The organism is Lacinutrix venerupis, from assembly GCF_003663945.1.
Taxonomy (GTDB): Bacteria; Bacteroidota; Bacteroidia; order Flavobacteriales; family Flavobacteriaceae; genus Lacinutrix; species Lacinutrix venerupis.
In genome coordinates this window covers 89,767-114,339 of the sequence record NZ_RCCH01000008.1, presented here as the reverse complement: position 1 = coordinate 114,339, position 24,573 = coordinate 89,767, and the positions used below count along the sequence as shown (strand labels likewise).

Here is a 24,573-nt window from a genome sequence, read left to right as displayed (position 1 = left end):
ACCTCAGTGTTTTAAACAAAAAAAATCGAGCGTTTGCTCGATTTTTTAATCTATATTTTGTTTTAAATTACATCATCATTAATGTTTGCACTTCTTGTTCTGTTAATATTTTCCAATTTCCTCTTGGAATGTCTTTTTTAGTTAAATGTGCTATTTGCACACAATCTATTTTTATTAACTCGTGCTTAAAATAATCGAAAATAGTGTGTAAAATAGTGTTACCTGTATTTTTGATTTTTATACCTACTTCGTTCTTTTTATCGTTTACGTAATCTATTTCTTCAACGTTAATTTGTTTACCTTCAATACGTAAACCTTCTCTAATTTTCCTTAAGTCTTCTATTTTTAGATTTCTATCTAATTCTAAATGAAATAAACGTTCTACTCCTTTATTAGAACTTGTAAAACGAGATACAATTTTTTCATCGTTGGTAAATAGTAATAAACCTGTAGAGTTACGACCTAAACGACCAATTGGTTTTATTCGTGACGATGTTGCATTAGCTACCAAATCCATTACAGTTTTACCTTTGTGCTCGCTAGTAGTTGTTGCAAAACCTTTAGGTTTGTTTAATAATACGTATGCTTTCTTTTCTGGATTTATTCGTGCACCGTCGTAACGTACTTCGTCTTCTAGTTTAACTTTATAGCCCATTTCTGTAACTATTTTTCCGTTTACACTTACTAAACCTGTTGCAATATGTACATCTGCATCTCTACGAGAACATACTCCAGAATTTGCTATATATTTATTTAAACGTATTTCGCTTGAATTGGTTGATTTCTTAGGTTTTGTTCCTTTTGCTTTAGAACCTGAGTTTTTTCCTCCACCATTACTCTTTACAACATTGTTTTTGTAAGCTTTTCTGCCTCCATCTGGAGCAGATTTTCCTTGTCTTTTTCCGCTTTGTTTACTCATGGTATATTTTTTTGCAAAGATATAGTATAATTTCGATTAGTAAATTTACTTTCATTTTTTTGTTTAAATGAATTACTATATTATAAAATTCTATTTAATACTAAGTCTATATCTATTAATAAGATACTAAAAATTCCTGCTACTATTATAACTTTTAATATGTTATGCAAAATTACATAATGTATTTTTGTTGAGGATTTCCATAGAAATAATAAAAACGTTATTAAAAGAAATATGGCTAGAAAAAAGTAATAAGTCATGTAACCAATTTCAAACTTATAAATTAAAAGATACAGAGGAATACTAGTTAAAAGGATTAATAATGTAATCATTTTTTTTGAAGTTTTGTCTCCATAAACTACAGGAATTGTTCTATAATTTAAAGCTAAATCTCCTTTCATGTTCTCTAAATCTTTAGTGAGTTCTCGAATTGCTATTATTAAAAATAAAAATAATGCATGTGCAAAAATTACACTATCAAAGTTTTTATAATAAATAAATATTGCGAAAAAAGGTGCTATTGTTAATAAAGCTGATACTATATTTCCTATTATTGGTAGCTTTTTTAATTTGTGAGAATAAAACCAAATAGCAAAAATATAAGCCGAAAAGAATAAAACAGGATTAAAAGACACATAACTTGCCATTATAATTGCCGAGAAATTTAACACAAAATAAAATGATAGTTTTGTGTTTTGGCTTACCAATTTATCTAGCATAGATTTATTTGGTCTATTAATTAAATCTTTCTCAGAATCGTAAAAGTTGTTTATTATATAACCTGCGGCAATAACAGCTGCCGATGCCATTACCAACATTAATAAGTTAACATCTAACAATACTTTTTTTGCTGGCATATCGTGCGCAAAAATATAAACCGAGGTTAAATATTGAGCCAATACAATTATAAGAATGTTGTAACCTCGAACAACAGAGAACAAACTAAAAAATTTAATTAGAATGTGTTTCTGTTTTCTGGTAAACATAAAGATTGTTACATTTTTATTGAGAGCTTGAAAATAATATTAAGAGAGTTGCCAATCTAGAAATTATAAACTATTTCTAATTTAAAGTCTTTAAGAGATTTTTCTGCTTTAGCGATGTCTTGTGTAAAGCCTAAAATATAACCACCACCTCCAGAACCACAAAGCTTTAGGTAATATTCGTTAGTTTCTATTCCTTTTTTCCAAAGTTCATGAAACTGCTTAGGTATCATTGGTTTAAAGTTATTAAGTACAACTTTAGATAATTGTTTTGTATTGCTAAATAATGATTTTATATCTCCTTTTAAAAAATCTTCTACACAAGCATCTGTGTGTTTTATAAATTGATTTTTTAACATTTTACGAAACCCTTCCTGTTTCATACTCTCCATAAAGATACTAACCATTGGTGCTGTTTCACCGGTAACGCCACTATCTAACAAAAATACTGCTCCTTTTCCAGAAGTGCTTTGAGTTGGTATTCCTGTTGCTTCAATATTATCTTTAGAATTAATAAGGATTGGTAAACTTAAATAACTATTAAGTGGGTCTAAACCTGAAGATTTACCATGAAAAAAAGATTCCATCTCAGCAAAAATAGCTTTAAGTTGAAGTAATTTTTCTCTTGTTAAGTTCTCTAAAACAGTAATTTTATTTAGTGCGTATTTATCATAAATAGCAGCAACTAATGCTCCACTACTTCCTACTCCATAGCCTTGTGGTATAGACGAATCAAAATACATCCCATTGGCTACATCTGCTTTTAGTTTATTAATTTCAAAAACTACTAAATCTTCGCTTATGTTACTTAAGTATGATGCATATTTTACTAAACTTGCATTAGATTTTTTAGCTTCTTCAGAAAGGTTTTTATCTGTTTTTAATGCTCCATTATAAAAATTATATGGAATAGATAATCCTTTAGAATCTTTAATAATTCCATATTCTCCGAAAAGTAGGATTTTTGAATAGAAGAGTGGACCTTTCATTTATTACAGTGTTGAGTATTTAGCGCTATTTATAATTACTTAATGAAATTAGAGTTTTTTTGCACCAAATCCAATTCTATCACAAATATAGTGACCATTTTGGCAATATGCAACTAACTCTGTCTTAATGAATTCTAGAATTGTTTTAGCTTCTTTCTCAGGATATAGAATATGAACATTAGCTCCTGCATCTAAAGTAAAGCAAATATGTAATCCTGTTTGTTTTCTAAAATTCCATATTTTATTTATAATTTCTAATGTATTAGGTTTCATTAAAATAAAGTATGGCATACTTGTCATCATCATAGCATGCAATGTTAATGCTTCGCTTTCCACAAGTGCTATAAATGCTTTTAAATCTCCAGATTCTAAAATACCTTTAATTTTAGTAATATTTTCTTCTGCTTCTTTAAAACGTTCTTGCGCAAATGGATGACCATGCATTAAATTATGTCCAACTGTGCTGCTTACTTGCTTTTCACCTTTATCTACTAGCAATATAGTATCTTGATAGTTTTTAAAATTATCATGTACTTGGTATGGATATTTAATACCAAACAAATCGCTGCTTCCATCAATATTATTGTGTTTTCCCCAAACCACTAAATCTCCTTCAATACTTCTGCATGCACTTCCTGACCCTAGTCTTGCTAAAAAGGAAGCTTTTTTATTAAAATATTCTTCACTAATTTCAGGATTTAATTCTTTTTCAACACTCATTAAACACAGTGCTAAAGCACTCATACCTGAAGCGGAAGAAGCAATACCAGAACTATGTGGGAATGTGTTTTTTGTTTCAATTTTAAAATGAAAATCTTTTAAAAAAGGCATGTAAACTTCAATGCGTTTAAAAAATGTTTCAATTTTAGGTTCGAAATCTGGCTTAGGAACATTATCTAAAAATACTTTAAACGAAAAATCTTTACTTGAAGATTCGTTTTTAGAATAATATAAATTAGTTATTGTTTTACATGCTTCTAGCGTAAAACTAATAGACTGATTCTCTGGGATTTGATTTTCTTTTTTTCCCCAATATTTTACTAAAGCAATATTACTTGGTGATGACCAAGTAATTTTACCGCTAATATTTTTCTCTAATATATTTGTAGGAATAAACTTATTTTCAAGCATCAAAAAATTAATTTCCACAAATATAGTTTTTAATTCTATTTAAATATTTCTATTTTCGTCAAATATTAAAACGTATATTTCGTTTAATGATGTTTACCACTAGAGTTTATTTACAATACTCTTAAAGGCTTTAATATTAACTATTAATAAAACAAAACTAACTTTAGCTTTTATACGAAGACCCCATAAATCCCTCTTCTTCAAAATATTAAAAGTCTATACCTATTTTAGACACAATATAAAATGGACAAAAAAAAGAGAATTATTCTTACCATGCTAGAGCTTGTGGTAGAACAAGGAGTGCACGCTACTCCAATGTCTCAAGTTGCCAAGGAAGCAGGTGTTGCTGTTGGTACAATATACCATTACTTTAAAAACAAAGAACAAATTATTGAAGAAATATATATAATGATTTGTCAAGATTTTGGAGTTGTAATGATGGCTAATGTACCTGAAAAAAATGTAAAGAAACAGTTTGAAATTATGTGGCTAAATTTGTACAATTATTTTATTGGCAACCCTTTAGCTTTTAAGTTTATAGAATTTGTAGGTGTTCCTCCAATTATTAATTCGGAAATAAGATCTAAAAGCATTCCTCACTTTATAAATATTAGAGATTTCTTTTTAAACGCAATTTTAAGTAAAGACCTTAGAGATGTACATTTAAGACTTATTATGCAAGTAAGTTTTGGTAATGTAATTTCTGCTGCAAGATTAAAATTTAAGAATGAATTAGAAATGAATAGTAAAGAATTAAGTGATGCTATAAACATGTCTTGGGATTGTATTAAAAACCCTAAAAAGCATTAAGCTAACTGTAGTAATTTATTTATTGTATTATAGTTTCTTGAAGTAGCATTTACTTTTAATTTTTTTTCGAACGTAGCCATATTAAATTTTGTACGCCCATATCCAGTTGATGAATAAAAATAAAGGCAGTTATTTATTATAGAAAATTCTTCGTTTTCAAAACTAATAGCCTCCACTTCTTTAACATATTTTGCATTAGGAATACTATCTAATAAAATGAAATAGCTTTTTATTTTTTTTTCGTTTGAAAAAACACAGTTATCAAAAATAGTTTGCAACTCTAGTTTTGTTTTAACTATTATTGAAACGCTAAAACCAAAATGAAAGTCTATAAGTTGCTGGATTTCTTTTTCTATTTTTTTTGTTTGATTTTCTAATGATTGAAAAACAATATTTCCACTTTGAATGTATGTTTTTACGTTAATAAACCCAGCTTTACTTAACAATTCCCTTAATATAGCCATTGGAACTTTTTTATGTCCACCAACATTTATTCCTCTTAATAACGTGATATATGTATTCATTATTTAAAAATACTTTGCGATAGTATATAAGCTCCTGTCCAAGCGTTTTGAAAATTAAATCCGCCTGTAATTGCATCTATATTTAAGACTTCTCCAACAAAATAGAGGTTTTTGTGTAGTTTACTTTCAAAATTTTTAAAATTTACTTCTTTTAAATCTACTCCTCCTGCCGTAACAAATTCTTCTTTAAAAGTACTTTTACCATCTACATTAAATACAGCTTTTGTTAATTGATTTGCTAAATTTTCTATTTGAACTTTTGTACAATCTGCCCAATTAGTTTCTTTATTAATTTTAGATGCTATTACTAATTGATACCATAGCCTTTTTGGTAAATTAAACTGTGAATAATTAATTACCTTTTTCTTATTAAACTCTTTTTTAATAGACTTTAATCGTGATATTGCAATATCAAAATTTAAGTTTATAAAATTAACTTCTATTTTAAACTTATAATCTCTTTTAGCTAATTCTAATGCTCCAAAAGCAGATAATTTTAATATTGAAGGCGCACTCATTCCCCAATGCGTAATTAATAATGGACCGTAGGATTCTAAATCTGAATCGATTACTTTTATTGTTACGTTTTTTGCAACTACGCCCGGAATATCTTCTATACGCTTATCTTTTATATTAAAGGTAAATAAAGATGGAACAGGTGAAGTTACTGAATGCCCTAAATTTTCTATCACTTTCCATATTTTAGGGTTACTTCCTGTAGCAATTATTAACTTTTTACAAGTTAATTTATTTGTTTTAGTATTAACAATCCAATTGTTATCTTGATTTTCTAAATTAATTACTGGTTGATTTTTTAAGACCTCTACATTATATTTTTTTGCTTCTTCTAAAAAACAATCTATAATAGTTTGAGAACTATTAGATATAGGAAACATGCGTCCATCTTCTTCAATTTTTAATTCTACTCCTCGTTCTTCGAACCAAGCAATAGTATCTCCTGTCATAAAAGTATGAAATGGACCTAAAAGTTCTTTTTCTCCTCGTGGATAATTAAGCACTAATTCTTGCGGAATAAATTCTGCATGTGTTACGTTACATCTACCTCCGCCAGAAACTTTTACTTTTGTTAAAACATCTTTACCACGTTCTAAAATTGTGACTTTTATATGTGGATTTTGTTGAGCTATATTTATTGCTGCAAAGAAACCAGAAGCACCTCCTCCAACTATTATTACATCTTTTTCTATCATAATCTATCTGGAAAATCGCTAATTATAGCGTTTACATTATAAGATTTTATTTTCTCTATGTCTTTAATAGTATTAACCGTCCAAGTATTTACTTTAAAACCATTGTTTTGTATTTTTTTTACATTAGATTTTGTTAGCATATTATAATCTGGATGTATTGCAACTGCATTTATAGATTTTGCAAAAGTTATGGCAGACTCTAAGTTAGATTCTATTAAGACACCTAAAGGTATTTTTTTATTAATTTTATAAACTGATAACAACTCTTCAAAATTAAAACTTGATATAATAATATTATTATAATTCCAATTTTTATTTTTTATGTAATCTTCTATTATAGCAACAGTTTTAAAAGCAGTGTTTTTTCCTTTTAGTTCTATATTTACAATGCAGCTATTATTAACTAAATCTAACACTTCGATTAAAGTAGGAATTTTATAAGTATTAGATATTTGTAATTGTTTTAACTCTGTTAAATTGAAGTTTGATATTTCTCCTTTTGCATTTGTTAATCTATCTAAAGTAAAATCATGAAAAACCACTACCTCTTCAGATTTACACTTATGCACATCTATCTCTACACCATCAACACCTAGCTCTAATGCTTTTAAGACAGATTCTAATGTGTTTTCGGCAACATATGCTTTAGCGCCTCTATGCCCGAATTTTAGTATTTTGTTTTGTTTCATTTTAAAAATTAGAAAACCATCAATAATATTAGCAATGTAATAAAATTGATGGTTTTAATATGGTGATTTTATTTAGAATGCGATTCCAAATCCAAAAGTAAACCTTAAACCTTCTTCGCTATTAAAGAAATTAAATGTTCCTTGAACAGAATCTGCTGCAGATACCCAAAAACCACCACCATAATCGTTATGCCATTTTTCTGAAAAATCGTTTTTTAGCCATACTCTACCCACATCTCCTCCTGCAAAAACACCTATTTGAAGTGGTAATATTGCTGTTTTAAAAGATTTAAAACTGTAACGTATGTCTGCACTACCAACTAAAGAGTTTTTTCCTGTAAATCTTTCGTTTCTATAACCTCTTAACCCATTTATTCCTCCAATACTTGCTGCTTGATAAAAAAGCAAATCGTCTCCTACTCTAACCTGTCCTCTTAAATCGGTTTTTAATACTAGTCTTCTATTTGTTATTAAAGCATTGTAGAATCCTAAACTGGAGTTAAGGTAACCATAAGTATTTTTTGTGTCTTCTGGTTCTGTTTTAATTCCTGTTTCAATATTAAAAGTCATCCCTCTTGTTGGTACAATTTTATTATCGAAACTGGCGTAGTTATAATTAGCTTCTAAGGCTGTAAAATACCTTCTAGAATAAAACTCGGTGTTTAATGTTGAAGGTGCAAAATTTTCTATATAACGGTTTGGTGTTTTACCTATTTCTATGCCTTCTGCAAGTAATTTAAAACCATAATCACTACCAAAGTTTCCTTTTTTAAGAATTCCAACACTAGCCATATAAATACTTGTTTTAACTCTATTGTAATTTAAGTCTAAAACGTCGTCATTATTTATTGTTTCGTTTCCATAACCAAAAAAGTTATTAGAGAAGTTTTCACTTGTTAATTTACCTGCAACATGTAAGTTCCAATCTCCAAATAAATTTGCAAATTCTCCATCGTATTCAATACTAAATCCATCGGTTGCAAAAAAATAACCTCCTTTAAAACGGTGTTGTTGAGAATATGGATTACGCTGAAATCCTTTAGTAGTTTTTATAAAAGAAAGACCCAAACTAAAACCATCGTCTGGATTATATGCTATTGCAGGCGTAATGGTAGATAATCGTTTTATATTTTTATTAAAATCGAAAAGATTGTTATTGTAGATATCTGTAAAATTAATTTTTGCTCCATTATTTTCTTTAATTGTATTGGGTTTTGATTTGTGATCGTAAACACGAACACGTCTACCGTTTTTTATAATGTAAGTGTCATTATTTTGACCACCAATAATTCTTGTAAAAATTAAATTGTTAGCTTTTCCTGTTACTTCAAAAACATCGTCATCATCTAAACCGTATATCCAAAGCTCTTTTGTAATATCTTTATTGAAAGTTCTATCTACTATAACCTCTCCTTTTTCACCATCTATAATTCTTGATATTTTAACATTAGTTTCATTATCTCCAATTCGGTTAATTTCGAAATAATCGTCTTTATCTGTTCCTGTTACAATTACCAATTCGTTTAAATAATTATAATAACGCTCTGCTATATCAAGCATATTAGCTCGTCTTCCTTTAAGTAACTCTTGTATTTCTATAAGAGATTCGTTTTTAGTTTCTTCTGGAACTTTTGAAAACGCTTTGGCAATTACCTCATCGGTAATATTATCCATTAAAAATTTGGCTTGTTTAAGCCATGCTTCTTTTCCTGAATTCTGAATTAAAACTTTATCTAGTTTTATTCCTGCACTATTCATCCACTTTATATCTTTTAATTCGGCATCATAAACTTGAAGTTGTTTTGTTGAACCAGATAATACTTTTAAGACATCTAATACAGCTCCATCAAAATTTGAAAATACTTGATCTCTATCTCTTGGGATTGGTTTAAATAATTTGTCTCCATTTTCTTGGTCAAATTGTGCCCAACGCCATTGGTCTTGGTGTCTATCCCAATCGCCAATTAACATATCGAAAAGTCTAGCTCTAATAAATGAGTTCTCATCGATTTTATATTTTTCGTCTTCACGAATTTTCTCAATAATATCGTGAGTGCTTTCTATATCGTCTGCATATCCAAAATTTCTCTCGTTAGAATAATTTTCTTCTGGTCGTTCTTCAATCATATATAATTCTCCACCATAATCTGTATTGTAATCACCAAGATATTTGTGTTTTGGAATAAAATATAATTCTGGATTGGTATGATAAACTTCTCCGGCATCTGCTAAATCTGGCACAACAAAAAAGGCATATGGATGTGCAGCTGTATAAAAATCTAGTACAAAACTTTCTACTTGAGTTTTATCAAATTCATCTTCGATATAAGTTTCTTTAAATAATACTGTTTGCAAGTATTGTGTAGCACTTTTTCTAAGCGCTCTCATATTTAATTCTCTCCCATCTTTTGTTTTTAATCTTAACGATTTTGTTTGGTGCCCACCACCAGCTCTTACTATTTCTAATCCGCCATGAAGCGTATCTAGAGTAGCAACTTTTGCAGTAATTTTAGTACTATATAAATCACGATATCTTTCGCCTAACAACAGTTCGTGAGTTCCAGATTTTTCAGTTTCCTCTTTAGTGTAAACTGACGCTTGTACGGTTTGCGGAAAAGTATCTGGTAATATTTCTACATCAAATACATCTCTTGTTTTTGGCAGTACTTCTTTTGTAAACATTAATTTTGGCTCTCCGTTTTCTGATACGTATATACTTACCCATGTACTTCCATCTTTAAACACTGTTAATTCTGCAAAACCTTGTTGCCCTATGGAAAATAAGCCGTCTTTACTTAAGGCTGCTGCAGATGTTTTAGCTCCAGCACCAGAAACTATTTGTTTAATCCCATTGTTTTCTATGTATTGTAAAGAGTGTTCGTGACCAGATGCAATAACTATATTATCATACTCTAAAGTTAAAGTTTCTATTCGTTTCATTAACTCATTGTATCTTTCGTTAAATCTATCTTGAATAGAAACACCTCCTTGTGTTCTTACCTGTGCTACTAGTGAAGCTAAAATTGGTAATGGTAATTTACTTTGTGTTGGATATAGATGCTTATTTGCGCTAAAAAAACCTCCATGTGTACCATTTGTATACATTGGATGATGCATTGCTAAGATTACACGTTTATTTTGTGCTTTTTTTAAATCTCCTTCTAATTCTTCTAAAAATCGATTACGTGTTTTTATTTCGCAATTATCGTTTATAGTAGGATTTTTATTCCAATCTTCAAGATACCACTGTGTATCTATAACAATTAACTCTATCTCATCGCTTACATTTATACTTTCTAATGGGCAACCATTTTCTGGTTGATATGTATTTTTCCCTAAAGCTTTTTCAATATACTTTTCTTCTCTTTTTACACCCGGAACTCCATCTGCATACCAATCGTGGTTTCCTGGAATCATTATAGAGCTACCTTTAAAAGTTTCAACAGACTTTATTTGAGCATCTAATGCGTTTATAGCATTTTCATGGCCTTCTTCGCCTTCTTTAATTAAACCATCTGGATAAATATTATCGCCCAGAAATATTGCGTAATCTTTATTTGTATCTTTATTAAGAATATGTTTATTAAAAGCTTGTAAGCCTAAAGACATGCCGCCAACAGGAGATTTTCCAGCATCACCAATTAAAAAAAAAGTTCTATCTATCTCTTTCTCTGGTAGTTTATTAACACTCTCTTCTTTATTTTTATACTGTACTTTATAAGTAGCGCAACTTGATAAGGTTAATAATAAAACTGTTAGAATAATGTTATTTTTATTCATAAAGTAACTTTCTGGTTTAATTTTTAGTAATTTAGATTTCTTAAAACCATTTATAAAATATGTCTTCAATTGTTGAAATTTCGGAAAATTATGTTCTAGAACTCTTTAAAGAACATCTTCCAAATACTTTTATATATCATGATTTTACGCACACCAAGCGTGTGTTTAAAAGTACAAAAGAATTAATTGAAAACTCCGAAATAAATGTTAATGAAGAAAAAATATTATTGTTAGCAGCCTTATTTCACGATACTGGCTATATTAAAACAAGAGAAGGACACGAGGAAGAAAGTGTAAAAATTGCAACAAAATTTTTAAATGATAATGATGTTGACAAAGAGACCATAGAAGCAGTTAACAAGTGTATTATGGCGACAAAATTTAAAGATTCGCCAAATGGTAAATTAGAAGAAATTATTCGTGATGCAGACTCTTCTCATTTTGCAAAAAAATATTTTAATGAAGCAAGCGAGTTCTTAAGAAAAGAATACGAACTACAAGGCATTAAAACCTACACAGCTAAAGAATGGCGAAAAGAAAACATTAAGGTTTTAAGTGAAAACCATAGATATTATTCGCCTTACGCTATAAAAAATTGGCAACCAGAAAAAGACAAGAATCTGGTTAAGTTGATGAAAAAAAAGAAAAAAAGTAAAGCTAAAATTGATAAAGAAAAAATAAAAGCTAAATACAAAGCACAATATAAAAACGAAAGCCCAGAAAGAGGTATTCAAACCTTTTATAGAGTTGCCTTAAGAAACCATATTAAGTTAAGTGATATTGCCGATACTAAAGCCAATATTTTATTATCTGTAAACGCAATTATTATATCTGTAGTTTTGGCTAATTTAATTTCTAAACTAGACAATAACGCATACCTTATTTACCCAACTGTAATATTTACTCTTTTTTGTGTTATTTCTATGGTTATGTCTATAATAGCAACTAGACCAAACGTAACAAGTGGAGAGTTTACTAAGGAAGATGTTATAAACAAAAATGTTAACTTAACATTCTTTGGGAATTTTCATAAAATGGAATTAAAGGAATTTGATTGGGCAATTAATGAACTTTTAAAAGATAAAAACTATGTGTATTCTTCTTTAACTAAAGATTTATATTATTTAGGAAAAGTATTAGAACGTAAATACCGAATTCTAAGAATTACTTATACCGTTTTTATGGTTGGAATTATAGTTTCTGTAATATCATTTGCCATAGCCATTAAAAACAATCCTAATGCAGACTTTAATGATGTTATTAATGTAGAAAACACAACAAAAAATTATACTAAAAACTCCTTATTGAGTTAAGATTTAATTGTTTTCATTAAATCATCGTAAGTGTAAAACTCTTTTTTATCTGCTTGTTTTTGATATAGAATATTTACTCTAATAGCTTTTAAGCCCGTTACACCTTGTAAATCTTCTAACTCTAAAATTTCTACATCTTTTCCTAATTTGTTTTTAGACTGTAAGAAATTTACATATTTTAAATATTCGAACTCATCCTCTTGCTGCGAGTAAACAATAGTTAGTTTCCCTTTTGATGTAATACGCTCGTCTGTTCCTTTTATATTTGCCTTATCGACACGTTTTTTTACTACTTCGTATCTTGCATTGTAAGTTCCATCTACATCAAAATGCTTTTCGTCTGTTCTAAATCTTATAGATAATGGCTGGTTAAAAACCAAAATCATAGATGCGACATCTAATGCAATTGGATATTTAAATTGCCTATTGTAAAAGGCTGTTTCCATCTCAATCATAACCTGCATTTGCCATAAGCGTAAGTTGTAAAGATAGAGTTCATTAAATGAATCTTCTTTAGTTATTGCTTCGCCTATGTACATATTATGCTCTACGCCATCTGTTTTAAAACGTTCGAAAAAATGTGGATACATTGCCTGTGCTTCCACCTGCTTTCTATCTAATAACGATGACATGTTTTTATTAATTAAACTAATGGTGTCATCATAATTTTTACGGTAGTAATAAATTACATTTAAGCTAGAATCTATTTTACTAAAATAATCTTCTATATCTTCTTTTAAATATGGCTTTGTTTTAAATTGATATTTAAATAGAGGAGCTATTTCATATAAAAAAAACTGAGTTATCTTTTGCTCGCTATCTACTTTAAAATTACTTTTTAAATCTTTCTCAAAGGTTTTAATTTGAAATATTAACTGTTCGAAAATTGGTAAACGCTCTTTCTCAAAAATGGTTTTAATTATTTTTTCTACCATTTTTAATTGAAGCGCTAAATCTTTTTTAGTAGCATTATTTCTTGCCTCCGACGAGCCTTTAACATCTATTTGCCCAAATAATGGATAAACATTATCAAAACTTATTTTTTTAAAAGCCGGATTTTCATTTCCGTTATACTCCTCTTTAATAAACTGTCTAGCTGCACTTTCAAATTTCCATTTTACACTTGGATGTATAGATGTGCATTCGCGTTGTATTATTGCTTGAATAAGGTTTTCCTCGTCTAATTTAGAACGCTTTATAGCAGATAATAAAAAGGGCATTACATCTGCAAGCTTGTTAGAGTTAATACTATTTAAAGCTCTTGGAATTTTAGATACTAATTCTAACACTGCTAAAAGCTCTCCATTCTCTGCAATTGGAGCAAAAATAGCACTTTTAAAACCTTGATCTTTTAAAACTTTTACTTGAGGCGATTTGTTTTTTGCATTTTCAAAACTTTTATCAACATTAGAAATCGTGAAATTAGTTTTGTTTTTTAAAATCTTGTCATAACTATAATGACAAAATAAATTTTCGCATTTAAACTCCTCTTTTGCTCTTAATAGAAAACTACTTACACTAGAGTCGTGCAACTTCATTAAGGTGTTTTCTTCTTTATTAAACACAGAAAAACCAACTTCTAAATCTTGAATTCCTAAAAGCGATCTAAAAATCTTTTGAAAGTCAACCATAAAACCTTCTGTTTTACGCTTGTTACTTCCTATTAAAGTAGTTTTTATGTTTGAAATAGATTGATCATCTGTAACATCAAAAATATTAGAGATTACAAATCCTTTAGTAATATAACTCTGCGGCGGAAACTTTTCTTTCCAAAGCTCTATATTTTCAAAATTATCTAACAGTTCATCAAAATCGTCTTGTGTTAATTTTGGAGCATTTTCTGTTGGTAAAACCTCCATAAAATCGGCATTGTAAAGTATTTTATAAATTCTAATTATACCGTTTTCATCTGGAATTTCGTAATACAGTGGACGCTTAAAATTAATTTCATATTTATAATAGAAAGCCATTATAATTGTGCAACTTAAAATATACCAGTCGTCTTCTGGCATATTTTTAATTACTAACTCAAAATCTGGACCAGCTGTTTTAATTATTTTTTTAAAACGTTTTGATGCATTAAAAATGAAATTATGATAAGGAACACTTGCTGTTTTAATTTCGTTTAAACTTAATACTTCGCTAAAAGAATCTTGTAATAAAATTTGAATTTCCTTCTCATGTTTTTTTAACACAGAAGTTTTACTAAAACCATCTCTTAGGATAGGATATGGTTCTTGAGTTTTAAGTATACGACGTGCTTTAGCAGCAATAAACTCATCATCGCTTTTTGCCAACTCCTCGTAACGCTCAATAAGCTTGTTGAAACTTATCTCTAACGTAAAAGGTAAATTAATATTGTCGTTTAGGTCTAAAATCATTGTGTTAAATAATGCAAAAATACGAAATTTAACGTTTAGTCGTACTTTATTTAACAAAATGACATTTTAACACGTACTATTCCACAACTTTAAATGACTTTTTTAATTTAGTTGTAGAATCTCCACCAACCCAAAGGTTAAAATCTCCTGGTTCTACTTCCCATTTTTTATTAACACTATAAAACTGAAGTGTTTTATTATTTATAGTAAAACTAATGGTTTTAGACTCTCCAGGCTCTAATACAACTTTTTTGAAACCTTTAAGCTCTTTTATTGGTCTAACTATACTAGCAACAAGGTCTCTAATATAAAGTTGCACAACCTCTTCCCCAACTACTTTTCCTGTGTTTGTGACTGTTACAGATGCTTGTATTTCTTGGTTTAAATTAATTTCTGAAGCGCTAAGTTTTAAATTTGAATAAGAAAAATTAGTATAACTTAACCCAAAACCAAATGGGTACAAAGCTGTTTTAGGTGCATCTTGATAACCTGAATATGTAACATGTTTGTCGTTCCAAGGTCTTCCTGTATTTTTTTGATTATAATATAATGGCTCTTGACCTACGCTGTGAGGAAAAGAAATTGGTAATTTACCAGATGGGTTATAATCTCCAAAAACAACATCTGCTATAGCGTTTCCAGATTGAGATCCTAAATGCCAACATTCTAATATCGAAGGTACCATTTTAGACACACGGCTTAAATCTATTGGTCGTCCATTAGACAATACAATAACAATGTTTTTATTTACTTTATAAATTGCATCTAACAGTTCATTTTGAAGTCCAAAGAAACCAATATTTGTTTGGCTTCTACCTTCTCCTGTTTGGTATGCATCTTCTCCAATTGCTAATAAAACAACCTCTGCCTTTTTTGCTGCTTCTACAGCTTTTTTAATTCCGGCATTATCTTCGGTATTAAATTTTAAAGGATGCAAAAACTGGTTTTTTCCAGCTTCAACTGTTGGTATTGTTAAATCAATACCTTTTTCGTAATATATTTTAGTGTTTTTATTTGCCGCAGCTTTTATACCTTCTAACAAAGAGACTGCACTATTATATTCTCCTTTTCCTCTCCAATTGCCTAAAGGTGAATTTTTATCGTCTGCCATTGGACCAATAACAGCAATACTTTTTATATTTTTAGATAAAGGCAGAACGTTATTATTGTTTTTAAGAAGTACAATAGATTTTTTAGCTACATCACGCGCTATCTCTAAATTTTCTTTTGAGTATACTTCTGTTTTCTCGCGTTCTTCATTACAGTATTTATAAGGATCATCAAACAATCCTAATTCAAATTTAATACGTAAAATGCGCTTTACAGCATCATCTAATTGAGACATTGTAACTTTACCTTCATTTAGCAAATCTTCTAAATAAGCTTCGTAAGCATAAGATTCCATATCCATATCGCTACCCGCATTTAATGCAATTTGAGCAGCATGTTTTTTATCTTTAGCATAACCATGAGCAATCATCTCTCCTATACTTCCCCAATCTGAAACTACAAAACCATTCCAGTTCCATTGCTCTTTTAAAAGATCTCTTTGCAAACCTCTATGTCCTGTTGCAGGAATTCCATCGACATCGTTAAAAGAATTCATAAATGTTGCAACGCCTGCGTCTGCTGCTGCTTTAAATGGTGGCAATATAGTATTATGTAATTCGTATTCTCCAATACTTACCGTATTATAATCTCTTCCAGCTTCACCAAAACCATAACCTGCAAAATGCTTAGCACAAGCGGCAATGGTATTAACACTAGACAAATCTTCTCCTTGAAAACCTTTAATTCTAGCCACTCCAATTTGAGCATTTAAATATGTGTCTTCTCCAGCACCTTCCATTACTCTTCCCCAACGTGCGTCTCTAGAAACATCTATCATTGGAGCAAACGTCCAATTTAATCCGGATGCAGCAGATTCTTTTGCTGCTACTGCTGCAGATTGTTTTATAATATCTAAATCCCAACTTGCGCTTTCACCTAATGGAATTGGAAAAATTGTTTTATAACCATGTATAACATCGAAAGCAAAAATTAAAGGAATTTTTAATCTAGAATGCTCCATAACCAAACGTTGCGTTTCTTTTATTGTGGCTACAGACGAAACGTTTAACATAGAACCAACTTCTCCTTTTTTTAATTTATCTAATTTGTGTTGATCTCCTTTTGATGATGATGGTCCTGTTGCATCCCAACCTCCGCTATATTGTACTAATTGTCCTATTTTTTCATTAACCCTCATTAAAGCTAAAACAGAATCTACTTTAGCTTCGATGTTTTTTTCTTTTTTAGGCGAATTGTTGACAACCGATTCTTTATTTTGATAATTAAATAGCGCTACAGCTATGCATAAAGGAATAATATATTTCATTGAGATGGTTAGAAATTTCATAATTATAGTTAGTTTAATTCAGTTTTAATTCTACTAAAACTGGAAAGTGATCTGAAGGAAATTTAAAATCGATTGCGCTTGACAATACTCCATATTTTTTAACATCAATAATGTTTTTAGAGAGCATAATATAATCTATCCTTCTACTTACAGGCTCATTGTATTTAAAGCCATTAAATGTACCATTAGGCCCAAATTTTATTGAAGCAATTGCCTTAGAATCGTTCATGGTTTTAGTAAGATTAGTAATTAACTGGCTATCTGGCTCTACATTAAAATCTCCCATAATAATTACAGGATAATTATTAGTATTAATTTCTGCTATTTTACTCTGTATTAAATCCATTCCATTTAATTGAGCTTCTTTACCAACATGGTCTAAATGTGTATTAACAACCCACACTTTTTTATTGGTATTTAAAACAGTAAATAATGCATACGAGCAGATTCTTGGATAAGCAGCATCCCAACCTTTAGAAATTTCTGTTGGATTTTCTGACAACCAAAACGTATTTTCCTGTTCTATTTTTAATTTACTCGTATTATAAAACAATGCAGAAAACTCTCCTTTATTCTCTCCATCTCTTCCTGTTCCAGAAGATTTATAACCTTTTAAAGCTGATTTTAAATCTGCCATTTGATTGGGTCTTGCTTCTTGAACACCTAAAATATCTGGTGCATGAAATAAGACTTGAGAGTTTAAAAAGTTTTTTCTATTTGACCATGCATTTTCGCCATCTACAGCAACATCCAAACGGATGTTATACGTCATTACTTTTAAATTCTCGTTTGTTTGTTTAGCTGCTAACTCTTTATTTTTTTCAACTTTAGTTTCTGTTTCGCTTTTACACGCTAAAACAACTATAGCTAATACAAATATTATTATTAAAAAACGTTTCATCTAATTATTTTTTTTCTGAAAAACTCTAACATAATCCACCTCCATTTTTTGAGGAAAAATAGAATTATCTATACCTTGTCTACCTCCCCACATACCGCCTACCGCGATATTTAATATAAGGTAAAAGTCTTTATCGAAAGGCCACTCGGCAGTTGTTTTATGTTCATTCTCTAAATGATTGTAAACAACGCCATCTAATATAAAATCCATTTTTTCTGGAGTCCATTCTAACGCAAAAACATGAAATGTATCGTTTGGATTTTCAATAAAAATTGTTTTTCCTTTTTGAGTTCCTTTTAAGTGGTTATATGCCTTAGTATGTATTGTTCCATGTATTGTATCATTATCGTACCCAACATGTTCCATAATATCTATCTCTCCACTTTCTGGCCAGCCAATAGCTTTTCTATCTTCACTTAACATCCATATTGCAGGCCACATACCTTTACCTTTTGGTAATTTTGCACTTATTTCAAAACGCCCATATTGCCAAGATGCAATACCTTCGGTTTTTATTCTTGCCGAACTATAATTTGCAGAATCTATTTCTGTTTTATATTTAGCCCATCCTTTAATTTCTGGGTTTTTAAAATCTTTATTATTTACCTTCTCTTTATGAGCCTCAATTATTAAACGACCACCTTCTACTCTAGCATTTTTTAAACTGTCTACGTAATATTGCTTTTCTTGATTTGCTAAAAAACCATAATCGTATGTCCATTTTGTAGGATCTGGCTTTCCAGAATAGTTAAATTCGTCACTCCATACTAATTCGTAATCATTATTTGCAGGACTTAATTTTGCTCTTTCTAAAGCCAATTCTGGTTCATCTGTAGTTATATAATTAAAATTATTTGCTAATAACCAATCTATATCTTCTACTTTGTTTGCTGTCCATGCATTTAGCACTAGTCCTTTTTCTTTAGCTTCTTTAATCCATTGAGGACGCTTTTTTAATTTATAAACTAAATAATCTAATCCATCTATGTTTGCTTCTTTTAATGCTTCTGGAGATTTAGAACCATCCAAATACATTGTTTTTGAAGTAGGATTTACTTTTTTAATATGCTTTAGAATTGTTGCACTAAAACTAATGTAATATGAAATATAAGATTCTGCTTTAAGCTCTTTTACTAATTCTAAAACCTGATTGGCTATTTTTATATTTCTCCCTTCTATTTTTGAAGGTTTAATTTCGCATATTAAACCTGTGCCATTATTGTTTTGCATACCAGCCAATAAGTAAGATCTTAATGTTGGTAACTCTTCACCATTAGACAATTTAAATTTTGCTAATTGTGCATATGTAGACTCTTCAATATTTAAATTATTATTTACAGCATCGTGATATACAACAAGTACATTATCTGCAGTCATTCTTACATCAAATTCTGAACCAACGCAGCCTAACTCTATTGCATGTTCAAGGGAAGCAATAGAGTTTTCTGGAAGTCCTTGAGTCTTCCATGCACCACGATGTGCTATAATTTGGTTTTTTGCAGGAACAAAATCTTTTTTAGCTGAGGCAGAGTCGCAAGAATGGAAACAAATGAAAACTAAAACAATAAAAACTAGACGCATAATTTTGACTTTTTAAGCTAATGATGATTTTGTAATGCAGAAATTATAGCTGCTATTAAATAATTATAAAAACTCACCACTAACTATTACTTAATAATAGTTGATGGTGAGCTTGTTATTTTTTTTAAAAAAAATTCAATTTTGAATATTAGTTATATCCATCGTTTTGAGGATAATCTGGCCCTAACAAATCTAAATCTCTTTGGGCAATAGGCCAATTTATATAATGAGACATCCAGTTTGTTCTTGGGTCTTTTACTCCTAAATTTGCAGGAAAATCTTCTCCATCTCCAGCAAAACTAGTGATTTGAGTATCTATTACATTTTGTCCCATACGTTTTAAAGTAAACCAACGCTGACCTTCGAAAGCTAATTCTCTTGCTCTTTCGTCTAATATAGCTTGCTCATCTACACTTGTTAATAATGAAGCATTTGCTCTTTCTCTAATTGCATTAATGTATGGAAGTGGATCTCCCGAAGATCTCATAATTGCTTCTGCTGCTATTAAGTAAGTTTCGGCTAATCTATATACCAAAACATTACCTCTTATAGTATAAGAATCCTCATTACCATCTTCTTGAGCAAACTTTATACAAGATGGATGCATTCTTTGGTAATATTGAGTATAGTTACTTGATGGAAAAGGTGCATAGTCATTTACTTCTTGCCCTATATTATCTCCAGAGGTGTAATACCATTTTAATCTAAAATAAGTATTATCGTCTCTTGTGTCGTTAGGATCTTCTGCTATAAGATCTAAAAGATAGTTGTTTGGTAAAATACGAGAAAAACCTCTACCACCTTGCTCGTTATTAGACTCTATTCCAGAAATTTGAAAATATTGTGTTACGTAGTTTGCATTCATCATTGTTTCATTTCCTCCTCCAAGTACTTCGTCTATTGGAGATTGGATAACAAATAAAGATTCTGAAGTATTTCTATCTCCTGTAAAAACATCGGCAGTAGAACTTACTAAACTATGTGGAGTATCTGGGCCCTCAATAACATCTAAAGCTTGAGTTTTTGCTTCTTCCCAGTCGCCTTGCCACATTGCCACTTTTGCTTTAACATGTTTAGCTGTACCTTTTGTAATACGACCAAAAGTACCTGTCCAGTCTAAATTTTCTATAGCGTAAGTTAAATCGTTATTTATTATTGCGAATATTTCTTCATCAGTAGATCTATCGTTAATTACATTAAAAGCATTATCTACTGTTATAGTTTCTGTTGTTACATATATATTATTATACATTCTATATAAATAGAAATAAGAATGTGCTCTAAAAAAACTAGCTTCAGCAATTACTTGTTTTCTAACATCTTCGTCGATATCCTCAATAACTTCTGCTGCATTAATAATTGCAGTTGCCTTATTAGCAATGTTATAATAATGTCTCCAAAATAATGTAGATGCAAAAGTTGCTCCTAAATCTACAGGAGAAATAGCACGTTGGTATCTTCCCATAAGTCCTGTATAACCACTTCTACTAAAAGCTAAATCGCTTCTAGAAGACATTAAAACAGAACCCATAAAATCTTCTGTACCATTATCGTAACGATCTCTTTCAAATTTATATAAACTTATTACTCCTGTTTTTAATCCTGCTTCTGTAGTGTAAACAAAATCTGCATCGATTACAGTAGTAGGCTGCTCTTCAAGATATTTTTCGCATGAAGAAAAAGTTAATAGTAGTGCTAATATTGACAAGAAACTATACTTTGTATTTTTATAAAAAAGTGTTGTTTTCATAATATTCTTTTTTTTTAAATTAAAATTTTAAACGTACTCCAAAAGTGAAACTTGTAGCATCTGGATAACCTGTGTCCGCATTAGAAAACGTACTTCTAATATTTACTTCTGGACTATACCCAATATAATCTGTATCTGTAAATAAGTTTGTTCCTGTAATATAGAAACGAACTTGATCTAAACCTATTTGAGATGTTGCAACCTCGTTTAGTGTATATCCTAAACTTACTGTTCTTAATCTTACATAAGACGCATCTTTAACAGCTAAAGCATTTAAGTATAATGGTGTTGCATCAAAATTAGGTCTTGGGTACGAATTTGAAGGATTTTCTGGCGTGTAATAATCTACTTTTACACCATTTACTTTTCCTTGTAATGTTCCTCCGTTATTAAAATCTGATAAAAATGGATTTACTTTTGTAGCTCCTTCTACTACATAAAAGTCTACAAATAAATCGAAACCTTTATACTCTAAATTTGTTGAGAAAGAACCAAACCAATCTGGGTTAGGATCTGTAAACACACGATCGTCTTCTGTTATTTTTCCATCTCCGTTTATATCGGCAACTTTTATATCTCCCGCTCTTAAATCTGGTTGTGGAAAAGAAGACTCCTCATTTGCTTGTGGCGAATTTGCAAAATCTTCACCTTCTTGCCAAATACCTTGAAATTGATACTGTCTAATTACGCCTACTGGATGACCTTCGTAATATCCATATGTAGTATCTTCTGTAAGTGGTGTACCATCTCCATCGTTATAAAGTTTTAATAATTTATTTTTATTATTAGACCAGTTTGTAGATACAGACCATTTTAAATCTTCTTTATTAATGATATTAGCTGTTAAAGCTAATTCTACACCTGTATTTTGTAATTCTCCTGCGTTAAAATATGTAAAAGAATAACCTGTTACTGGTGGCACACCTCTTCTTAATAATAAATCCTTAGTTCTCTGGTCGTAATAGTTAAAATTACCTGTTAATATATTATTGAATACAGCGAAATCAAGCCCTAAATTTAAAGTTGTTATCGTTTCAAATTTAAGGTTGTTATTTGGTAATACTTGTGATGGTGAATAACCTGCTCCTGTGTCGCCATCAAAAACATATGGCTGGGCATCTACAGTAAATAGAGACTTTCCTGCAAGACCTAAATCGTTAACTAAAGAACCATAACTTGCTCTAAGTTTTAATTCTCTTATAGACTCTACATTTTTTAAGAAGCTTTCATTATTTAACTTCCAAGCTAAAGAACCACCGAAGTTATTACTCCATTTATTATCTTCTGAATTTAAAGATGCACCATCTCTTCTTGCTGCAAATTCAAATAAATATTTATCCATTAAATTATATCTTGCTCTAGCTAAAAAACCAACATATCTAATAGTGTTGTTTTCTCTAAACACATTTACACTACTAATAGCATCACTAATACCGTTATACCCTAAATCGTCGAAAGCATAACCTTTTCCTTCTGTTAATGTTCTAGTTAACTCGTCTTCTTGAACAGATTGCACTAAAGTAACATCAAACTTATTATTTTGGTTTATTCTTTTATTATAAGTTAAAATATTTTCTACTAAATACGCTTCTCTTAAATTATTATCTATTCTAGCAATACCTCTATCATCATCTCCTGCTGAACTTAAAGATGACTGATATTGCCCTCTTTCTGAAGTTCTTCTAGTAAAGTTTGTTTTTAATTGGTATTTTAAATTATCTGTTATTTGCCATTGAGGTGTAACATTTATAACGAAGTCGTTTCCTTTTTCTTCATTATTTTGTTCTCTAAGATTCCATAATGGATTAACAGCAGAAAGCTCTTCTCCACTTGGGAATTGTGTTAAATTACCAAACTCATCATAAGCTCTACCTAAAGGAGAAAATGTAATTACATTTACATTTGCTGCTCTTTCTGTATCGTCGTTTAATAAGTTTAAATCGAAATTTACAGATACTTTATCGCTTATTTTTTGATCTACATTTAAACGTAATGTTTTTCGAGTATAATTAGAAGTTGGTATTATTCCTTCTTCTTTAAAATAGTTTATACTACCAAAAACTTTAGTATTCTCTGTACCACCACTAATACTAATGGCTTGACTATTAACAATACCACTTTTAACTAATTCTTCTTCCCAATCTACAAAATCGTTATTTGCAATAGATTCTAATTCAATTTCTGAGAATACAACCTCGTCATCTGAATACGAATCATCGGCATTAGTAGCTCTAACTGCCTCTCTTTTTAATTGTGCAAATTCTTGACCGCTATAAACATCGAAGTTTTTTTCAAGCGTTTTAGATGTTAAAAACCCATGGTAGCTTACTTGCATCTTCTTATTTTTACCACGTTTTGTTGTAATTAAAACTACACCGTTAGCTCCACGAGATCCATAAATTGCTTGTGCAGATGCATCTTTTAAGAACTCGATAGATTTAATATCGTCTTGGTCTATATCCTCGATACCACCATCTCTAATAATACCATCTACTACATAAATAGCGCTTAAATTACCTTCTATAGAACCTTGTCCTCTAAAAATAATATCTGATGTTCCACCTGGTCTTAGTGTACCACCACCAACGTTTACTTGTAAACCAGCTATTCTACCTCTAAGCATTTCGTTAACATCGGATGTTGGTGATAAAGTTGCTTTTTCTAAATCTGTAGTTGCTACTGCATTTACTAAGTCGCTTTTACGTTGTGTACCATAACCTACAACTACTACTTCGTCTAAAGAGTTTGCGTCTTCTTCTAAAAGAATAGTTATTTCTCCACCTGCAGTTGTTACTTCTTTAGTTTTAAATCCTAAATAAGAAACTTCTAATTGTGCTTCATTGTTTTGTAATTGTAAGGTAAAGTTTCCATCAAAATCAACAGAAACTCCATTATTTGTTCCTTTCTCTATAACTGAAGCTCCTACTAAAGGCATATTATCTTCTGCAGAGAATACTTTTCCTGTAACAATAGTTTGTGCCATTACAGCAAAAGAACTGAATAATAGCAAAAAACTAAACAGCGTTTTAATTTTTGATTGTCGTAATTTTAAATTCATTTGGTTGTTAGGTTTGTTAAAATTTATATCAAAATTATTTTTTAGCAATACCTGATTCTAATCATCAAATTATGCATTTGTAAATTTAAGAGCTAAGTTTTGTTAAAATGATAATTTACACCTCGATAAAAAACGAACATGACACTTTTTTGCGT

General features: G+C 29.9%; 16 protein-coding genes. 2 read left to right on the top strand and 14 right to left on the bottom strand.

The window, feature by feature from the left end; translation table 11 throughout:
- Positions 1-67 precede the first annotated feature (67 nt).
- The 4 genes from CLV86_RS12535 to CLV86_RS12520 form a co-directional block, all read right to left on the bottom strand.
- Positions 68-919 (bottom strand): pseudouridine synthase, encoded by an 852-nt coding sequence (locus CLV86_RS12535; protein WP_076734241.1) that lies wholly within the window; start codon positions 917-919, stop codon positions 68-70.
- Positions 920-999: 80 nt separating this feature from the next.
- Positions 1,000-1,905: a geranylgeranylglycerol-phosphate geranylgeranyltransferase gene (locus tag CLV86_RS12530; RefSeq protein ID WP_121052793.1), complete on the bottom strand. Its 906-nt coding sequence runs from the start codon at positions 1,903-1,905 to the stop codon at positions 1,000-1,002.
- A gap of 56 nt (positions 1,906-1,961) precedes the next feature.
- Positions 1,962-2,891 carry a mevalonate kinase family protein gene (locus CLV86_RS12525; RefSeq protein WP_076734243.1) on the bottom strand — a complete coding sequence of 310 codons (930 nt, stop codon included), beginning with the start codon at positions 2,889-2,891 and terminating at the stop codon, positions 1,962-1,964.
- A 48-nt stretch (positions 2,892-2,939) separates the two neighbouring features.
- Positions 2,940-4,022 carry a diphosphomevalonate decarboxylase gene (locus CLV86_RS12520; protein ID WP_121052791.1) on the bottom strand — a complete coding sequence of 361 codons (1,083 nt, stop codon included), beginning with the start codon at positions 4,020-4,022 and terminating at the stop codon, positions 2,940-2,942.
- 243 nt (positions 4,023-4,265) lie between these two features.
- Here CLV86_RS12520 and CLV86_RS12515 point away from each other — a divergent pair, with 243 nt between their 5' ends.
- Positions 4,266-4,832, top strand: coding sequence for a TetR/AcrR family transcriptional regulator (locus CLV86_RS12515; protein WP_076734245.1), 567 nt, complete (start codon positions 4,266-4,268; stop codon positions 4,830-4,832).
- Here CLV86_RS12515 and CLV86_RS12510 read toward each other — a convergent pair.
- The 4 genes from CLV86_RS12510 to CLV86_RS12495 all read right to left on the bottom strand — a co-directional run bounded on the left by CLV86_RS12510 (position 4,829) and on the right by CLV86_RS12495 (position 11,036).
- The gene (locus CLV86_RS12510) at positions 4,829-5,356 is read right to left on the bottom strand and encodes a DUF1697 domain-containing protein (protein ID WP_121052790.1); all 528 of its coding nucleotides are present in this window, start codon (positions 5,354-5,356) and stop codon (positions 4,829-4,831) included. The two genes, CLV86_RS12515 and CLV86_RS12510, sit on opposite strands and share 4 nt — an antisense overlap.
- Positions 5,356-6,567 (bottom strand): BaiN/RdsA family NAD(P)/FAD-dependent oxidoreductase, encoded by a 1,212-nt coding sequence (locus CLV86_RS12505; protein WP_076734247.1) that lies wholly within the window; start codon positions 6,565-6,567, stop codon positions 5,356-5,358. Before CLV86_RS12505 ends, CLV86_RS12510 begins: the two co-directional genes overlap by 1 nt.
- Positions 6,564-7,256 carry a glycerophosphodiester phosphodiesterase gene (locus tag CLV86_RS12500; protein WP_121052788.1) on the bottom strand — a complete coding sequence of 231 codons (693 nt, stop codon included), beginning with the start codon at positions 7,254-7,256 and terminating at the stop codon, positions 6,564-6,566. The genes CLV86_RS12505 and CLV86_RS12500 overlap by 4 nt, the downstream gene beginning before the upstream one ends.
- 72 nt (positions 7,257-7,328) lie before the next feature.
- Positions 7,329-11,036: a metallophosphoesterase gene (locus CLV86_RS12495; protein WP_121052927.1), complete on the bottom strand. Its 3,708-nt coding sequence runs from the start codon at positions 11,034-11,036 to the stop codon at positions 7,329-7,331.
- Between the two features lie 59 nt (positions 11,037-11,095).
- Between CLV86_RS12495 and CLV86_RS12490 the strand changes: the two genes are divergently transcribed.
- Positions 11,096-12,349: a Pycsar system effector family protein gene (locus CLV86_RS12490; RefSeq protein ID WP_076734249.1), complete on the top strand. Its 1,254-nt coding sequence runs from the start codon at positions 11,096-11,098 to the stop codon at positions 12,347-12,349.
- Here the strand turns inward: CLV86_RS12490 and CLV86_RS12485 are convergent.
- The 6 genes from CLV86_RS12485 to CLV86_RS12460 form a co-directional block, all read right to left on the bottom strand.
- The gene (locus tag CLV86_RS12485) at positions 12,346-14,730 is read right to left on the bottom strand and encodes a GAF domain-containing protein (protein WP_121052786.1); all 2,385 of its coding nucleotides are present in this window, start codon (positions 14,728-14,730) and stop codon (positions 12,346-12,348) included. The two genes, CLV86_RS12490 and CLV86_RS12485, sit on opposite strands and share 4 nt — an antisense overlap.
- A 76-nt stretch (positions 14,731-14,806) precedes the next feature.
- The gene (gene bglX / locus CLV86_RS12480; RefSeq protein ID WP_249037480.1) at positions 14,807-17,128 is read right to left on the bottom strand and encodes a beta-glucosidase BglX; all 2,322 of its coding nucleotides are present in this window, start codon (positions 17,126-17,128) and stop codon (positions 14,807-14,809) included.
- Between the two features lie 13 nt (positions 17,129-17,141).
- Positions 17,142-18,029 (bottom strand): endonuclease/exonuclease/phosphatase family protein, encoded by an 888-nt coding sequence (locus CLV86_RS12475; RefSeq protein ID WP_121052784.1) that lies wholly within the window; start codon positions 18,027-18,029, stop codon positions 17,142-17,144.
- On the bottom strand, positions 18,030-19,610 hold the full coding sequence (locus CLV86_RS12470; protein ID WP_121052782.1) for a glycerophosphodiester phosphodiesterase family protein: 1,581 nt from the start codon (positions 19,608-19,610) through the stop codon (positions 18,030-18,032). It lies immediately after the preceding gene.
- A 148-nt stretch (positions 19,611-19,758) separates the two neighbouring features.
- The gene (locus CLV86_RS12465; protein ID WP_121052780.1) at positions 19,759-21,360 is read right to left on the bottom strand and encodes a RagB/SusD family nutrient uptake outer membrane protein; all 1,602 of its coding nucleotides are present in this window, start codon (positions 21,358-21,360) and stop codon (positions 19,759-19,761) included.
- Positions 21,361-21,379: 19 nt separating this feature from the next.
- Positions 21,380-24,418, bottom strand: a complete 3,039-nt coding sequence (locus tag CLV86_RS12460) for a SusC/RagA family TonB-linked outer membrane protein (protein ID WP_147427040.1) — start codon at positions 24,416-24,418, stop codon at positions 21,380-21,382.
- Between the last annotated feature and the right edge of the window lie 155 nt (positions 24,419-24,573).

Excerpts from the sequence above, each read along its gene's own strand:
- CLV86_RS12535 (WP_076734241.1), bottom strand. The coding sequence starts at position 919 with ATGAGTAAACAAAGCGGAAAAAGACAAGGAAAATCTGCTCCAGATGGA.
- CLV86_RS12530 (WP_121052793.1), bottom strand. The coding sequence starts at position 1,905 with ATGTTTACCAGAAAACAGAAACACATTCTAATTAAATTTTTTAGTTTG.
- CLV86_RS12525 (WP_076734243.1), bottom strand. The coding sequence starts at position 2,891 with ATGAAAGGTCCACTCTTCTATTCAAAAATCCTACTTTTCGGAGAATAT.
- CLV86_RS12520 (WP_121052791.1), bottom strand. The coding sequence starts at position 4,022 with ATGCTTGAAAATAAGTTTATTCCTACAAATATATTAGAGAAAAATATT.
- CLV86_RS12515 (WP_076734245.1), top strand. The coding sequence starts at position 4,266 with ATGGACAAAAAAAAGAGAATTATTCTTACCATGCTAGAGCTTGTGGTA.
- CLV86_RS12510 (WP_121052790.1), bottom strand. The coding sequence starts at position 5,356 with ATGAATACATATATCACGTTATTAAGAGGAATAAATGTTGGTGGACAT.
- CLV86_RS12505 (WP_076734247.1), bottom strand. The coding sequence starts at position 6,567 with ATGATAGAAAAAGATGTAATAATAGTTGGAGGAGGTGCTTCTGGTTTC.
- CLV86_RS12500 (WP_121052788.1), bottom strand. The coding sequence starts at position 7,256 with ATGAAACAAAACAAAATACTAAAATTCGGGCATAGAGGCGCTAAAGCA.
- CLV86_RS12495 (WP_121052927.1), bottom strand. The coding sequence starts at position 11,036 with ATGAATAAAAATAACATTATTCTAACAGTTTTATTATTAACCTTATCA.
- CLV86_RS12490 (WP_076734249.1), top strand. The coding sequence starts at position 11,096 with ATGTCTTCAATTGTTGAAATTTCGGAAAATTATGTTCTAGAACTCTTT.
- CLV86_RS12485 (WP_121052786.1), bottom strand. The coding sequence starts at position 14,730 with ATGATTTTAGACCTAAACGACAATATTAATTTACCTTTTACGTTAGAG.
- bglX (WP_249037480.1), bottom strand. The coding sequence starts at position 17,128 with ATGAAATTTCTAACCATCTCAATGAAATATATTATTCCTTTATGCATA.
- CLV86_RS12475 (WP_121052784.1), bottom strand. The coding sequence starts at position 18,029 with ATGAAACGTTTTTTAATAATAATATTTGTATTAGCTATAGTTGTTTTA.
- CLV86_RS12470 (WP_121052782.1), bottom strand. The coding sequence starts at position 19,610 with ATGCGTCTAGTTTTTATTGTTTTAGTTTTCATTTGTTTCCATTCTTGC.
- CLV86_RS12465 (WP_121052780.1), bottom strand. The coding sequence starts at position 21,360 with ATGAAAACAACACTTTTTTATAAAAATACAAAGTATAGTTTCTTGTCA.
- CLV86_RS12460 (WP_147427040.1), bottom strand. The coding sequence starts at position 24,418 with ATGAATTTAAAATTACGACAATCAAAAATTAAAACGCTGTTTAGTTTT.